This window comes from Burkholderia sp. Bp9015 (genome assembly GCF_003853505.1).
GTDB lineage: Bacteria > Pseudomonadota > Gammaproteobacteria > Burkholderiales > Burkholderiaceae > Burkholderia.
On sequence record NZ_QTPZ01000020.1, the window covers coordinates 130169 to 145328 of the forward strand.

The window sequence follows — 15160 nt, forward strand, 5'->3', positions numbered from 1 at the left end:
CTCGCAGTCGCATTGTCCTTTCTCGTCGAGGCCATCGCGTATCCGCGCGCATCGTTGCTCCGTTCACCGTCCGCGGTCGCGCTGCATGTCGCCGCGTTCGCGGTCGTCGCCGGCGCGTCCGTCGCCGTGACGGCGAGACCCCTGTTCTCGGTCGCCGTAGCGTTGGTGCTGATCGCGTTGCTGGCCATCGTCAGCAACGCCAAATATGAATCCCTGCGTGAACCGTTCGTTTTTACGGACCTAAGCCTGTTCAGCCAGGTTTTCTCGCATCCGCGCCTCTATCTGCCGTTTCTCAGCGTCGGCAAAGTGCTCGGCATCGTTGCCGCCGTGGCGGTGGCGGTCACCGGCTTTGGGCTCGAACAGCCTGCCGGCATGCTGGCGCGTGGCGCGGCAGCATTGATCGCGGCGATTGGTGTGCCGGTCTGCTTCGCGTTGTCGCGCAGGATGCCGCTTGCCCTCGACCCGATGTCGGACCAGCGTCGGATAGGGTTCTTCTCCGCATTCGTCGCCTATCTCGTCAACGGGCTTTGGCGTACGGAACGCGACGCCTTCGTTCGCACGGTCGACGCGGGACCTTTCTCGGAAGGGCATCCGGATAACCGGCCCGACGTGATCGTCATCCAGAGCGAATCCTATTTCGACGCCCGCCGTCTGGGCGAATGCGTGCTGTCCGGCCCCTATGCGAATCTCGACCGCGCCCGAAGCGGTGCCTTCGAGTACGGCGAACTGACCGTTCCGGCGTGGGGCGCCAATACGATGCGCAGCGAATTCGCGATGCTGACGGGCTTGCCGTCGGCTGCGCTCGGCTATTCGCGCTTTTTTCCGTATATGTATGTGCGTCGCGCGTGCGCGTCGCTTGCCGGCTGGTTCAAGCGAGGCGGTTATCGCACGCTCGCGGTTCATCCGTACCATGCCGATTTTTTCGGGCGCGACCGGGCATTCCGGTTCATGCATTTCGACCGCTTTCTGGATATTCACGATTTCGGGCAGGCCGCGCGTGTCGGGCCGTATGTCGGCGATGAATCGGTAGCGGATGCCATCGTTGCGCTCCTGCAGGAGCGCGACGACAGGCCGGTGTTCGCGTTTGCGATCACGATGGAAAACCACGGCCCGTTACATCTGGAATTGGTTGAGCCAGGTGAATACGAATCGCGGCATACGCTCGGCGACGACGCGCGCTGGCGCGATCTGACCGCCTATCTTCGACATGTCGAGAATGCCGATCGGATGATCGGCAGGTTGACTGACTATCTCCGCAAGCGGGAACGGCCGACGGTATTGTGTTTCTACGGCGATCACGTTCCTGCCATGACTTCGGTATTCGATTCATTCGAAACCGAACCGACCCAAAGCGATTATTTTATTTGGCGCAACTTCGGGAACGATCTCGGCGAAAGACGAGACGTTCGCGTTGAAACGCTTGGTTGCGCGATACAGCGCGCGATGATGCTTGTCGATTGCATTCGCGCGGGTTCGCGGAACGAGATGCTGCAGACGCCAGCGTGATGATGAAAAAGAAAATTGCAATTATCGGGATGGCATGCCGGTTTCCCGGTGGGGTTGAGGGGCCCGACGACTTCTGGCAACTGCTGCGCGACGAACGCGACGCAGTGACCTGCATTCCGCCGGACCGCTTCGGCACTGAGTTCTATCAGCATCCGTCGAAGCGCGAGCCGGGCAAGAGCTACACGTTCGCCGCGGGCGTCCTCGACGACGTTGCCGGCTTCGACGCGGCTTTCTTCGGTATCTCGCCGCGCGAGGCGACTCAGATGGACCCGCAGCAGCGGCTCATGCTGGAACTCGCATGGGAAGCCTTCGAGGACGCCGGCGTGCGCCCGGCCGACATGCGCGGCAGCAACTGCGGCGTCTTTGTCGGCGCCGCGAGCATGGATTACGGTAACCGCAACATGGACGATCTGAACGTGATCGATCCATACTCGGCCACCGGCAACACCCTCAGCATTGCGTCGAACCGCGTGTCCTGTCTGTTCGACCTGCGCGGCCCGAGCATGTCGATCGACACCGCATGCTCGTCGTCGCTCGTCGCGCTGCACCAGGCCGTCCAGGCGCTGCAGTCGGGCGAAACCGAGATGGCGCTCGCGGGCGGCGTGAACCTGCTGCTGCATCCGTTCGGCTTCGTCAGTTTCTCGAAGGCGTCGATGCTGTCGCCGCGCGGCCGCTGCCGCGCGTTCGATGCGACGGGCGACGGCTACGTGCGCTCGGAAGGCGGCGCGTTCGTGCTGCTCAAGCCGCTTGATCGCGCGCTCGCAGACGGCGACACGATCCACGCGGTGATCGCCGGCTCCGGCGTGAACTCCGTCGGCCATTCGCCGGGCGGCATCAGTGTGCCGGGCGCAGCCGCGCAAACGGCGTTGCTGCGCAGCGTATACGCGCGTGCGGACATCGATCCGCAGTCGCTCGCGTATCTTGAAGCGCACGGCACCGGGACGGCGGTCGGCGATCCTATCGAAGCGCGCGCGCTGATCGACGCAGTCGCGGGCGGCCGGCCCGCGGACGATCCGCTGCTGATCGGCTCGGTCAAGACCAATGTCGGGCACCTCGAAACCGCATCGGGGATGGCCGGCCTGTTGAAGGCCGTGCTGTGCATTCGGCACCGCGCGGTGCCGAAGTCGCTGCATTTCGATACGCCGAATCCCGGCATCGACTTCGAAGGCGGCCGGCTGCGCGTGGTCGATCGCTATACGACGCTCGACACGCACGGCGCGCCGCTGACGGTCGGCGTGAATTCGTTCGGTTTCGGCGGTACCAACGCGCACGTCGTGCTGATGGAAGCGCCGGCCGCGCAATCCATCTCTGCCAACGCACCTGCCGCGTCCGCCACACCGTCGCCGCTCGTGCTGACGGCGCGCAGCGCAAAGGCGCTCGGCGTGCTCGCCGGCCGCTATCTGTCGGCCTTCGATGATGGCGGTGACTGGCAGGCGCTGGCTGCGGCGGCCGTGCGTCGACGTCAATGGCTCGAGCATCGCGCGATCGTCGCGCCGGCCGAATTCGCCGAAGGGCGCGCAGCCCTTGCGGCGCTGGCGGAGCCGTTGTCGGCCGTGCTGCCCGCGTGTGTGGCGACCGGCGAGGCACCGGTCGACGCAGCGGCCGATACAGCGCGGACCGCGCTCGTGTTCTCCGGCAACGGTTGCCAGTGGGCCGGGATGGGCAAGCAGTTGTATGAAGAAGATTCCGTGTTCCGCGCGGCGCTCGACGAAGTCGATGCGCTGTGGTGCGCGGACGGCAGCTCGTCGCTCGTCAACGTGATGCGCGAGGGCATGAGCGCCGAGTGGCTCGTGTCGACCGAGAACGCGCAGCCGTTGCTGTTCGCGATCCAGGTCGGCATGACGAGCGTGATCGATGCGCGCGGGATGCGTTACGACGCCGCCATCGGACACAGTGTCGGCGAGATCGCAGCGGCGTGGGTGACGGGCGCGCTGTCGCTTGTCGACGCGGTGCGCGTGATCAAGGTTCGCAGCCGCGCTCAGGCGCTGACGCGCGGCAGCGGCCGGATGGCGGCGGTGGGCATCGGCGAGACGGCGGCGCGCGAACTGATCGCGAGTCACGGACTCGCAAAGCTCGTCGAGGTTGCGGGCGTGAACAGCCCGGATTCAGTGACGCTTGCAGGCACGCTGCAGGGGCTGCAGGCGCTCGAGGCGTCGCTGCGCGGCGGCGGCAAGTTCTTCCAGATGCTGGACCTCGACTACGCGTTCCACAGCAGCCACATGAACCGGATCGAGCCTGTCGTACTCGCCGAGCTGGCCGGCATTCGGCCGAGGCCCGTGTCCGGCAAAGTCGGCTTCGTGTCGACCGTGACGGGCGGCGCGTTGCCAGGCAACGAGCTGGACGCCCGCTACTGGTGGCGCAACATCCGGGAGCCGGTGCGTTTTGGTGCCGGCATTGCGCATCTGATCGCGGAGGGCGTGCGTCTGTTCGTCGAGGTATCGCCGCATTCGATCCTGCGTACGTACATGAAGCAGACGCTCGCGTCGACCGGGACGGCCGGCGTGTCGCTGCCGACGCTCAAGCGCGACCACGGCAGCGCGGCGATGCTGCGGCACGCGATTCTCGTGGCGATTGCGCATGGCGCCCCCGTCGATCCTGATCGTTTCGCGCCGGGCGCGTCGCATGTGGCGCTGCCGAGCTATCCGTGGCAGCGCGAGCGCTACTGGCTCACGCCGACCGCAGACGGCTACGGCCTCGTGAACCGCCGCCGCGAACATCCGCTCCTCGGTTACCGCCTGCACGAGCACGCGTTTGCGTGGGAGAACCAGCTCGATCCGGCAAAGCTGCCGCTGCTGGCCGACCACGTCGTCGACGGCGGTGTCGCGTTCCCGGGCGCGGGCTACGTAGAAATGGCGCTGGCTGCCGCGCGCGTATATTTCGATACGCCGGACGTGGCGCTCGAGAACCTCGAGATCCGCGCGCCGGTGGTGTTCCAGGCGCAGCAGTCCAAGCAGTTCCGGTTCGTGATCGACGTTCGCACCGCGACCTTCGTGATCGAGACGCGCGATCGAATGTCCGAAGGCACATGGACGCTCAACGTGGCGGGCCGGTTGCTGGCAAGCGGCAACACGCTGGATGCGAGCAGCAGGGTGCCGACGGCGACGCTCGACGAGTTGCTCGCACTGCCGGTGACGAGCGCCGACGCACTGTATGCGAGCACGGCGGCGATCGGGCTCAATTACGGGGCGGCGTTCCGCTGGGTCAGCGCGGTGCGGGTCACCGACGATGCGGCGCTGGCCGACCTCGTGGCCCCGAGCGCGTGCGGCGATGCGCAAGCGCTCGGGGCCTACCTGCTGCATCCGGCGCTGATGGACAGCGGTTTTCATCCATTGTTCGCGTTGCTCTCCGCCTACGCGCGTGACGACGAGAATCCAGCTTACGTGCCGGTGCAGATCGGCCGCGTCGACTACCTGCGCGGCGACACGGTCGCACGCGTGCTGGCGCGGATCGACCGGCGCAGTTCGCACTCGATCGTCGCGACGTTCAACTTCCTCGATGCATGCGGCGCGATCGTCGCGCGGCTCAGCGCTTGCCGGTTCCGGCGTGTGGATCTCGTCGGCCGCCGCCAGAATCTGCCGGCGCGCTTCGTCTACACGCTCGAGGAAACACCGCTGCCAGCCGATCTCGATGCGGCGAGCCTGCCGGCGCCCGGCGTGCTGCTGGAGCAGGTGACGGCCCGGCTCGCAACTGTCGAGAACGGCAGCTTGCGCACGCGGCATCTGACGAAAATCGTGCCCCTCGTCGATGTGCTGGCGAGCCTCTATGCGCTGCGCGCATTTGATACGCTTGGCGTATTCGGCGGCGCCTGGCAGCCTGCGCCGGCACACGCGGCGCTCGTCGCGCGGCTCACGAATATGCTGGTCGAAGATGATCTCGCGCACCGCGACGGCGGCCGTCTCGTGCGCGATGACGACGCGTGTGTGGCGCTGCCGCCGCTCGACGAGCTGTGGCGCGGCCTGCTTACCGAGTCGCCCGGGCATGTCGCGGAGCTGACGCTACTCGCGCATTGCGGCGCGGCGCTGCCCGACGTGCTGAGCGGGAAGCGGGATCCCGCGCGCGTGCTGTCGCCGACAGGGCATAGTCTCGTCGAACACTTCTTTGCCGCATCGCCGACCTGGCGCCACGCGCATGCGCTGCTGAGGGCAAGCGTCGAGCAGGCGCTCGACGCGTGGCGTCCGACGCGCCGGTTGCGTGTTCTCGAACTGAATGCGACCGACGGCGACGTGCTGCAGACGCTCGACCTTCATCTGCCGGCCGCGCGCTGCGATTACGCAATCGCCGCGACGGCCGGCCAGCTCGCGGGCTTCGAGGCCGATACGGACGCCGACGTGCGCACCGTGACGCTGCAGCCGGGCGAGCGCCTTGCGCTGGCGGGCGACGATGCGGGGCCGTACGACCTGGTTGTCGTCAATCGCGGATTGAGCGCTCGCCAGGATCCGCGCGATGCGTTGGGTGTGATCTGGTCATGGCTCGCGCCGGGCGGGCTCTTGCTGCTCGCCGAGTCGCGCCGCGGCCGCTTTGCCGATATCGTGTTCGGCTTGCAGGCGATAACGGCCGATGCCGCTGCGCCGGCGCCGATGATGCCCGCCGATCTGAACGCGGCACTGACTGGCGCAGGGTACGCAGATGTCGTGCGGCACACGGAGCAATCGCTCGATCTCGAAGGCGCACCGACCTTCGTGATCGCACGCAAGCCGGTGGAGAGTGCCGGCAACGCCGCCGTGAAGCATGCGGGCAGCCTCGATGGGCCCGTGCGCGCCGAGCGATGGCTCATCCTGCATGCGCCGGAATCCGCGGAGTTCGGCACGCAGCTCGCCGATGCGCTGGCGCATGCAGGCTACTCGGCCGATGCACTCGGGACCGCGCATGCGGCGGACGCAATCGCTGAGCTGCCGGCCGCGCAACCGTATCACGTCGTGTTCTGCGCACCGGAAACGGCGCTCGACGCTGAGGCGACGGGCGCACAGCTCATGGCGGCGCAACAGTCGGGCGTGATCGCGCTTGCGGCGCTCGTACGCGCGTTCGATGCGCAAGCGAGTGCGGCCGCGCGGCTGACAGTCGTCACGCGTGGCGGTGCGCCGTTCGCCGGCGTGGCGAATGCGCATCCGGAACATGCGACGCTGTGGGGCCTCGGCCGCGTGCTCGCGAACGAACATCCGGAACTGGCCTGCCGACTGATCGACGTCGACCCGTACGGCGGCGTGGCGCTTGATGCGCTGGTGCGCGAATTGACGGGCACTGCGCTCGAGGAGGAAGTCGTGCTGTCCGCGCGCGGACGGCTGGTGCCGCGCATGCTGACGGCCGCGAGTGCCGCAGTGCGCGAAGCGCGCGTTGCCGCGCAGCCGGCGGTGCTCGCGTTCGACGCGCCCGGCTCGTTGCGCCACCTCGAGTGGTTCGCGCTGCCCGAGCGCGCGCTTGCGGCCGACGAGATCGAGATCGAACCTGTGGCGACCGGCCTGAACTTCCGCGACATCATGTACGCGATGGGCCTGTTGTCCGACGAGGCCGTCGAAACCGGCTTCGCGGGCGCGACGATCGGCATGGAGCTATCCGGCCGTGTCGTGCGCGTCGGCGCCCGCGCGACGGGTTTCGCACCGGGCGACGCTGTGCTCGGCTTCGCGCCGGCATCGTTCGCGACGCGCGTGACGACCCGCGCGGCGGCAATTGCGCACAAGCCGGAGCGGTTGTCGTTCGAGGAAGCCGCAACGGTGCCGACCACATTCTTCACCGTGTACTACGCGCTCGTCGAGCTCGCGCGGCTGCGCCGCGGCGAGCGGGTGCTCGTTCACGGCGGCGCGGGCGGCGTCGGGATCGCGGCGATCCAGCTCGCGCGCCATCTCGGCGCCGAAGTGTTCGCGACGGCCGGAAGCGACGAGAAGCGCGAGTTCGTGCGCCTGCTCGGCGCTGATCATGTGCTGGATTCGCGCAGCCTGGCGTTCGCGGACGAGATCCGCTCGGCGACGGGCGGCGCGGGCGTCGACGTCGTGCTCAATTCACTTGCGGGCGAGGCGATGGTGCGCAGCATCGACACGCTGCGCCCGTTCGGCCGCTTCCTCGAACTCGGCAAGCGCGACTTCTACGAGAACAGCCTGATCGGGCTTCGGCCGTTCCGCAACAACATCAGCTATTTCGGCATCGATGCCGATCAGTTGATGGGCGCGTTGCCGGAGCTGACCGCACGCCTGTTCGGCGAGGTGATGGAGCTGTTTGCGACCGGCGTGCTGCATCCACTGCCGTATCGTGCGTTTCCGGCCGAGCGGGCGGAGGATGCGTTCCGCTACATGCAGCAGGCGCGCCAGATCGGCAAGGTGCTCGTCACCTATCCGTCCGGTACGCCGGAGCCGAAGCGTGGCCTTGCGGCGCCGGGACCGCTGGTGCTTGATCCGCTTGGTGCCTATCTGGTGGTCGGTGGCACGGGCGGGCTCGGTTTCGCGAGCGCGCGCCGGATAGTTGAGCGCGGCGCACGTCACCTAACGCTCGCGAGCCGTTCCGGCACGCTCGCTGCGGCGGCCCTCGACGAGGCCACGCGCTGGCGCGACACGCTCGGTGTGACGGTCCATGTGGTCGCGTGCGACGTGACGGATGCGGCCGCAGTCGACGCGATGATCGCTGCAATCGCCGCGCGCGGTACGCCACTCAAGGGCGTGTTGCACTCGGCGATGTCGATCGACGACGGCCTCGTGCGCAATCTCGACGATGCGCGCATGACCGCGGTGCTCGCGCCGAAGGTGGCGGGTGCCTGGAACTTGCACCGTGCGACGCTGCGCCTCCCGCTCGACCTGTTCGTCGTCTATTCGTCGGCGACGACCTATCTCGGCAATCCGGGGCAAGCAAATTACGTCGCTGCCAATACTTTCCTCGAGGCGCTCGTCGAACATCGCCGCGCGGCAGGATTACCCGGTACGTTCATGGCCTGGGGGCCGCTCGAGGACGTCGGCTTCCTTGCGCGCCATGCGGATACGCGCGAGGCGTTGCAGTCGCGGATCGGTGGCGCGTCGATTACGTCCGACGAGGCGATGGTCGCGCTCGAGCGGACCCTGGTCACGGGCGCGGCCGGCGAAGCGGTGGTCCGGCTCGACTGGCACGCTGTTGCACGCGGAATGCCTGCTGCCAAGGCGCGCCGGTATTCGCTGCTCCAGTCGCATGCGCAGGGAGCCGATGCGCGCGACGGCGGCACGCAGCTGCGTGAAGATGTCCTGGCGTTGCCGCGCGACGAAGCTGTCGCGTTGGTGGCGGCTACCTTGCAATCACAGATTGCGCGCATTCTGCACATGACGCCAGACCGAATCGCGCTCGACAAATCGGTGCTCGACATGGGCATGGATTCGCTGATGGGGATGGAACTCGGTCTCGCGGTTGAGGAGGCATTCGAAGTCAAGCTGTCGGTGATGGCGATCGCGGAAGGTGCGTCCGTGACGACGCTCGCTGGGCGTATCGTTGATTCGATCGGTGCGTCGGTCGAGGCAGGTGGCCAACCGGTGAGCGATGTCGCGAAGGAAGCCGTCGAGGCACTCGCCGCGAAACATGCGATCGATGTCGAAGTCCGGGCGCTGCTTGGCGCCGAGCAGACTCCGCCGGCACGCCATGTGTCGCCGACGCTGGAGGTCGCGCGTTGAGTGCACCGACCGGCTGGGCAATGAGACAGGGCACACTCGCGCGCCCCCTGACGATCGACGGCCATGGCCTGCATACGGGGCGCCGGGTGGGAGTGCGGATCCTGCCCGCGCGTCCGGAAGAGGGTACGACTGGTGTTGTGTTCCGGCGGGTCGCACAGGGGCGCACGCTCGCGACATTGGCGGTCGATCCCGCCCTGCGTCGCGCTCAACCGCTTTGCACGATGCTGCGCAACGCCGACGGGGTTGGCGTGCGCACGATCGAGCATCTGCTCGCGTCGCTGCTCGCATGCGAGATCGATCACGCGATCGTCGAACTCGATGCGGAGGAAGTGCCGATTCTCGATGGCAGCGCCGCGCCGTGGGTCGACGCGATCCGCGCATGCGGCCGTCTCGCGCTCGATGCGCCGAAGCGCTTCATCCGTGTGCTGCGGCCCGTCGTAGTCGCGGACGGCGCAGGCGATCAGCGACGCGAAATGCGGATCGAGCCGGCCGCGCGCTACGAGCTGAGCGTGAGGAACGACTTGCGCGGCTTCGGCGACATGCACTGGGATGGCGCGCTGACGCCGGATGTGTTTGCGACCGAAATCGCACCGTCGCGCTCGTACGGGCGTGTGAAATGGGCCGTGCCGGCGATCATCGCCGGCTATGTGCGCGGCGTGCCGATCCTGCGCGGCGCTCGGCCGTCATGTACGGCGTCGATCGTCGGCAATCGCGTGCTCGGTGGAATGCGGCTGCCGGAGGAGTTCGTCCGGCATCGGGTGCTCGACCTGGTCGGCGATCTCGCGCTGGCCGGGGCGCCGCTGCTTGCGCGCGTGAGTGCGGTGCGGCCGAGCCACGAAATGAATTTCCGGCTGATCGATGCGCTGCTCGCCGACCGCGATGCCTGGCGGTGGGCCGAGTTCGCCGAAGCCTGAATCGGCGCCTGTTGAAACGACAAGCGACACCTCATACCTCGTAACGGATTCGCGGCAAACCGCGAACGAAGCAATGGCACTCGGAGAAACTCTTCGCCAGCAACTGGCGGCGAAAGCCCTGAAACGGCAGCTGGAGCGCGCGACGGAAGCCGTCGCGGCGCCCGGCGTGCCCGCTGCACCGGCGGCACAGGCCGCGTCGGCGCGCAGCCGTTTCGAATCGATGCCGCAGTATCAGCAGGTCAGGATCATGCGCGAGATGGGCGAGAAGCTGCGCGTCGACTCGCCGTTCTTCCGCGTGCATGACGGCATCGCCGGCGCGACCACGCAAATCGGCGGTCGCGAATACGTAAACTTCGCGAACTACAACTATCTCGGTCTCGCCGGCGATCCGGCCGTATCCGAGCGGGCGAAGGCCGCGATCGATCGCTATGGCACGTCGGCGTCCGCGAGCCGGATGGTCGCGGGCGAGCGTCCGGTGCAGCGCGACCTCGAGCGCGCGCTGGCTGCGTTCTACGAGACCGACGATTGCGTCGCGTTCGTGAGCGGCCACGCGACCAACGTGACCGTGATCGGTGCGCTGTTCGGCCCCGGCGACCTGATCGTCCACGACGCGCTCGCGCACAACAGCATCGTGCAGGGCGCGCAGCTGAGCGGCGCGAAGCGGTTGAGCTTCGCGCACAACGACTGGCAGGCGCTCGACGCTCTGCTGTCGCGCGTGCGGCGCGAATACCGGCACGTGCTGATCGCGATCGAAGGGCTGTACAGCATGGATGGCGATGTTCCGGACCTGCAGCGCTTCGTCGACGTGAAGACGCGCCACGGCGCGTTCCTGCTGGTCGACGAAGCGCATTCGCTCGGCGTGCTCGGTGCGACGGGCAAGGGCATCCGCGAGCATTGCGCGGTCGCGCCCGACCAGGTCGACATGTGGATGGGCACGATGAGCAAGACGCTGGCCGGTTGTGGTGGTTTCATCGCCGGCTGCCAGCCGCTCGTGGACATGCTGCGCCATCTGGCGCCGGGCTTTCTCTACAGCGTCGGACTCGCGCCGACGCTTGCCGAAGCGTCGCTGGCCGCGCTCGAACGCCTGCAGGCCGAACCGCAGCGGGTGGCGCAATTGCAGGCACGCGGCCGGCAGTTCCTGACCGAGGCGCGCGCCGCGGGGCTCGACACCGGCACGAGCGCCGGCTATGCGGTCGTGCCGGTGATCACCGGCAGTTCGCTGAAAGCCGCGCAGTGGGCCAACGCGATGTTCGACGAAGGGATCAACGTGCAGCCAATCTTCTATCCGGCCGTCGAGGAGAAGGCCGCGCGCCTGCGTTTCTTCATCTGCTCGACGCACGAGTCGGCGCAGATCAGCCGGACCGTCGCCGTGCTGGCCCGCCTGGCGGGGCGGGCAACGTGATGCCGGCCGCGGCGCTCGCACCGTCCGTCGACGCGCCGCATGCCGATGCGTCGACACCGTTTCGCGCCGCTTGCGCGAACGATGCGGCGGCTTGCGCGCCGCTCGTGTTCGCATCCGGTGTCGGCGAATTCGGCTTCTTCCTCGGTGAAAGCGACGCGCGCTGCATTGCGTTCCTGCAACAGGCGTTCCGCTCGCGTCACGGCCGGTTCTCATGGCGCCGGCATCGGGTCGCGGTCGGCGCCGACGGCACGGTGCAGGCCGTGATGGCCATCCATGACGGGCGCCGGACGATGTTCGACGACCTTCACGTCGTGTGGGCCCTGGCGCGCTTTTTCGGCGTGCGCCGCACGATCGGCCAGCTGCTGCGCGGGCTGGTGCTCGAAACGGAGATTCCGGCGCCGAAACGTGCGCAGATCCTCATCGCGCATTGCGCGACGGACGAGCGGCAGCGCGGCACGGGCATCTTCACCGCACTGCTGCGCGACGCGCTCGAGACCGGTGCGTTGCCGGACGACGGCAGCCGCGACATCGTGCTCGACGTGCTGGCCCGGAATGTACGTGCCCGCGAACTGTACGAACGGCTCGGCTTTGCCGTGCTGACGCGGTCACGTCAGCGCTCGCGCCGGCTGCCCGCCGAACTCGCTTCGGTCCGCATGCGGCTCGCGCGCCGCGGCTGACGGTGTCCCCGCCGTCGCGGCCTACTTATGCCGCGGATTGAACGGCCGCTGCTGCACATCCGCCCCCTGCGCGACGATCGCCATGCTTTCCGGCACTTCCTCCCATGCGCCGCGCAAGTCGACGAGCGGCTCCGACACGACCATGAACGCGTCGTCGCCCGCTTCCGCGATGCGCGGATTGTGCGGATAGAGTTCGTGCAGATGCTTGAATGACGTGCTGTGGAACAGCGAGCGCGATTGCCGTTCGCTCGAGTAGCGCACCGCGATGATCCGCTCGCCGTCCGTCGTGCAGATCGTCATGTTGATCGGCTCGGCAACACGGTATCGCGCGGCGGTTTCCTCGATCACGCCGACCATGCGCTCGAGCGCCGGCAACGGCATCTGCTCGAGGCCGTAGGTCAGCGCGAGACGGAACATCAGCTCGGAGTCGGTCGTCCCTTCGAGCGTCGGGAACAGTGCCGGGTCGACCTTCATCGTCAGGTCGCGGCGCAGCTTGTGGAAATCGCGAATCAGCCCGTTGTGCGCGAAGAGCCAGCGGCCGTGGCGGAACGGATGGCAGTTGGTTTCCTGGACGGGCGTGTCGGTTGCCGCGCGGATATGTGCGATGAACATCCGCGAGCGGATCGCGCGCGCGGCTTCGCGCAGGTTGCGGTCGTTCCATGCGGGATGCACGGAGCGATAGCGGAACGGCAGTTCCTCGGGGCGGCCGTACCAGCCGATGCCGAACCCGTCGCCGTTGGTGGTCGTGGCGCCCAGCTCCGAATGCAGGCTCTGGTCGATCAGCGAATGCTTCGCGCGAAACAGGACGGTCTCGAGATGGATCGGATTACCCGTATAGGCGAGCCAGCGGCACATGGAGCGCTCCTTCGCGATGAATCTTCTCGCGCATGGTAGCCGACTTCGCGGCGGCGGCGTACGCGACCGCGGCGCGTCCGCCGGCTGGCCGGCTGCGCCGGCGATCGTCCGCGAAGGATGCGGCGGGCGCCGCACCCTTCAGGTGCGCGTCACTCGCCGAGCGCGTCCATCACGCGGGCCGAATAGACGAGCGCCGCGCCCGCATTCAGCGCGATCGCGACGCCGAGCGCCTCGGCCACTTCCTCCTTGGTTGCGCCATGCTTCGTGGCTTCGGCCGTGTGCACCGCGATACAGCCGTCGCAGCGCGTCGTGACGGCCACCGCGAGCGCGATCAGTTCGCGCGTCTTCGCGTCGAGATGGCCTGTCTTGGCGCCGGCGCCGGACAGCGCCTTGTAGCCGGCCAGCGTGTCGGGCGAGAGCTTCGCGATGTCGCCGATGCGCGTCGAGAGTTCCTTCCGGTATTCGTTCCAGTTCAGCATGATGCGTCCTTTCGAGAAGAGGTGGATCAGGCGGCGGATGCCGCGATCTCGGGCGATGCAGGACTTATTCTGAGCGTTCGCGCTGAGGGTTTCGATACGCTAGAGTGTCAATTTTTAGCGCAAACGTCTCATGGACGCATTAAGTCAACTGTTGTCGCTGGGCCGCAGCCATGTCGAGCTCGACGTGCGCTGCCTGCTCGACGGCCCGTTCGCGATGCCGCACGATCCGTTGCCGCCCGGCGAGGCGGCGTTTCACCTGCTGCTGTCCGGAACGTGCCGGCTGCGCACGGCCGACGGGCGCACGCTGCGGCTGGCCGACGGCGACTTCGTGCTGCTGCCGGCGGGCGACGCGCACGATTTGTCCGATGTCGGGGGTGGCGGCGCGCGGCCGCCGGTCGCGTCGCTGCGCGAACCGGGCGCGGCCGGCGGCGCGGTGCTGCCGGTCAAGTCGAATTGCGATCCCGCGGATCCGGCCGATGCGAGCGTCGACCTGCTCTGCGGGCGCTTCATTTATGCGCGCGGCGCAGGTGAATTGCTGATGCGTACGTTACCGCGCGTGCTGCATGTCGGGCTGCGCGCGGCGTCGGGGCCCGCGTCGCTGCAACTGCTGACGAGCGTGCTGCGTGCCGAGGCATCGAGCGCGCAGCCGGGTGCGCGCGCGATCGTGAATGCGCTGGGGCAGGCATTGCTCGCCTACGCGTTGCGTGCGTACGGCCGCGATGCGCGCGTGCCGGCCGGCTGGCTCGCGCTGGCTGCCGATGCGCGGCTCGGCCCGTCGGTCCAGGCCGTGCTGCAGGCGCCGGCGCAAGCGTGGACGGTCGAATCGCTCGGCGCGGCATCCGCGATGTCGCGCGCGACCTATGCGCGGCATTTCCGCGAGAAGGCCGGGATGAGCGTCGGCGCGTTCGTCGCGCAGATCCGGATGATGCATGCATGCGCGCTGCTGCAGGACACGCAGCGCGGCCAGGCGGAGATCGGGCAGGCGGTCGGCTATCAGTCCGAGGCGGCGTTCGGCAAGGCGTTTCGCGCGGTGCTCGGCACGACGCCGGGGCGCTGGCGGCGCGCGCAGCGGGGCACGTAAGACCGGCAGCGTGATCGTCGTGTGGTGCGGCAACGCGGCTACCATGCGCCAAACGCGTTCCAGCAAAGCGCGTTTCCGAACAAGAAACAACAAGAGAGAGGGCAAGAGCAATGAACCAGACCACCATCCAGCAGCCGTCGTTCGCATTCGTCGCGGCGTCGTGGGCCGAGCTACTGCTTTCGATCGCACTGCTGATCGTCGGTCTCGTCAACGCGACGCTGCAACTGAGCGAGAAGGGCTTCTACGCGATGTCGTTCGTGCTCGCGCTGTTCGGCGTGGTGACCGTGCAGAAGAATACGCGCGACATGCAGAGCGCGAAGCCGCGTTTCACCGACGCGGATTCCACACCGTCCGTGACGGAGTAATGGTGCGCGTCGCGCGACGAACGTAGTCGCGATCTGAAGGCATTGGCGCACCGTCCGATTTCGGTACACCCGTTTCATCCGGGCTGCCGCACGTGATGATGGAATAACCAGAGGGCTAAACCTGACGGAAACGATGCACGGTTTGCGCGTACCCGCCACGTTCCGTGGAGCGCCCGGTCGTGCTGGTACTAGCAGGCTGTTGAAATTGGATACGGTGTAAACGGGCGTTGCGAGCGGTGCGTTAGAGATATCGTGTTCATGATCT

At 67.6% G+C, this 15160-nt stretch carries 8 protein-coding genes and 1 pseudogene; 7 read left to right on the top strand and 2 right to left on the bottom strand.

Annotated features, from left to right (window positions below; translation table 11 throughout):
- Window positions 1-12 precede the first annotated feature (12 nt).
- The 5 genes from DIE12_RS21840 to DIE12_RS21860 all read left to right on the top strand — a co-directional run bounded on the left by DIE12_RS21840 (window position 13) and on the right by DIE12_RS21860 (window position 12115).
- Window positions 13-1506, top strand: a complete 1494-nt coding sequence (locus DIE12_RS21840; protein ID WP_260429040.1) for an LTA synthase family protein — start codon at window positions 13-15, stop codon at window positions 1504-1506.
- Entirely contained in the window at window positions 1506-9122 is a 7617-nt protein-coding gene (locus DIE12_RS21845; RefSeq protein WP_124551363.1) for a type I polyketide synthase, read from the top strand. Before DIE12_RS21840 ends, DIE12_RS21845 begins: the two co-directional genes overlap by 1 nt.
- On the top strand, window positions 9119-10036 hold the full coding sequence (locus DIE12_RS21850) for a UDP-3-O-acyl N-acetylglycosamine deacetylase (RefSeq protein WP_124551364.1): 918 nt from the start codon (window positions 9119-9121) through the stop codon (window positions 10034-10036). The genes DIE12_RS21845 and DIE12_RS21850 overlap by 4 nt, the downstream gene beginning before the upstream one ends.
- Before the next feature lie 73 nt (window positions 10037-10109).
- Window positions 10110-11438: an aminotransferase class I/II-fold pyridoxal phosphate-dependent enzyme gene (locus DIE12_RS21855; protein WP_124551365.1), complete on the top strand. Its 1329-nt coding sequence runs from the start codon at window positions 10110-10112 to the stop codon at window positions 11436-11438.
- Complete coding sequence (locus DIE12_RS21860; protein WP_124551372.1) at window positions 11438-12115, top strand: N-acetyltransferase; 678 nt, start codon at window positions 11438-11440, stop codon at window positions 12113-12115. Before DIE12_RS21855 ends, DIE12_RS21860 begins: the two co-directional genes overlap by 1 nt.
- Window positions 12116-12136: 21 nt before the next feature.
- On the opposite strand, the gene DIE12_RS21865 is transcribed toward DIE12_RS21860, so the two are convergent.
- Entirely contained in the window at window positions 12137-12970 is an 834-nt protein-coding gene (locus DIE12_RS21865; RefSeq protein WP_124551366.1) for a class II glutamine amidotransferase, read from the bottom strand.
- Between the two features lie 149 nt (window positions 12971-13119).
- Window positions 13120-13449 carry a carboxymuconolactone decarboxylase family protein gene (locus DIE12_RS21870; protein ID WP_124551367.1) on the bottom strand — a complete coding sequence of 110 codons (330 nt, stop codon included), beginning with the start codon at window positions 13447-13449 and terminating at the stop codon, window positions 13120-13122.
- A gap of 130 nt (window positions 13450-13579) precedes the next feature.
- Between DIE12_RS21870 and DIE12_RS21875 the strand changes: the two genes are divergently transcribed.
- The gene (locus tag DIE12_RS21875; protein WP_124551368.1) at window positions 13580-14530 is read left to right on the top strand and encodes an AraC family transcriptional regulator; all 951 of its coding nucleotides are present in this window, start codon (window positions 13580-13582) and stop codon (window positions 14528-14530) included.
- Between the two features lie 71 nt (window positions 14531-14601).
- Window positions 14602-14895, top strand: a pseudogene (locus tag DIE12_RS21880) (YiaA/YiaB family inner membrane protein); the annotation flags it as partial.
- Window positions 14896-15160: the final 265 nt, after the last annotated feature.

What these genes read in the sequence shown, in the direction of transcription:
- DIE12_RS21845 (WP_124551363.1), top strand. Translation starts at nt 1,506, where the DNA reads ATGATGAAAAAGAAAATTGCAATTATCGGGATGGCATGCCGGTTTCCC.
- DIE12_RS21855 (WP_124551365.1), top strand. Translation starts at nt 10,110, where the DNA reads ATGGCACTCGGAGAAACTCTTCGCCAGCAACTGGCGGCGAAAGCCCTG.
- DIE12_RS21860 (WP_124551372.1), top strand. Translation starts at nt 11,438, where the DNA reads ATGCCGGCCGCGGCGCTCGCACCGTCCGTCGACGCGCCGCATGCCGAT.
- DIE12_RS21865 (WP_124551366.1), bottom strand. Translation starts at nt 12,970, where the DNA reads ATGTGCCGCTGGCTCGCCTATACGGGTAATCCGATCCATCTCGAGACC.
- DIE12_RS21870 (WP_124551367.1), bottom strand. Translation starts at nt 13,449, where the DNA reads ATGCTGAACTGGAACGAATACCGGAAGGAACTCTCGACGCGCATCGGC.
- DIE12_RS21875 (WP_124551368.1), top strand. Translation starts at nt 13,580, where the DNA reads ATGGACGCATTAAGTCAACTGTTGTCGCTGGGCCGCAGCCATGTCGAG.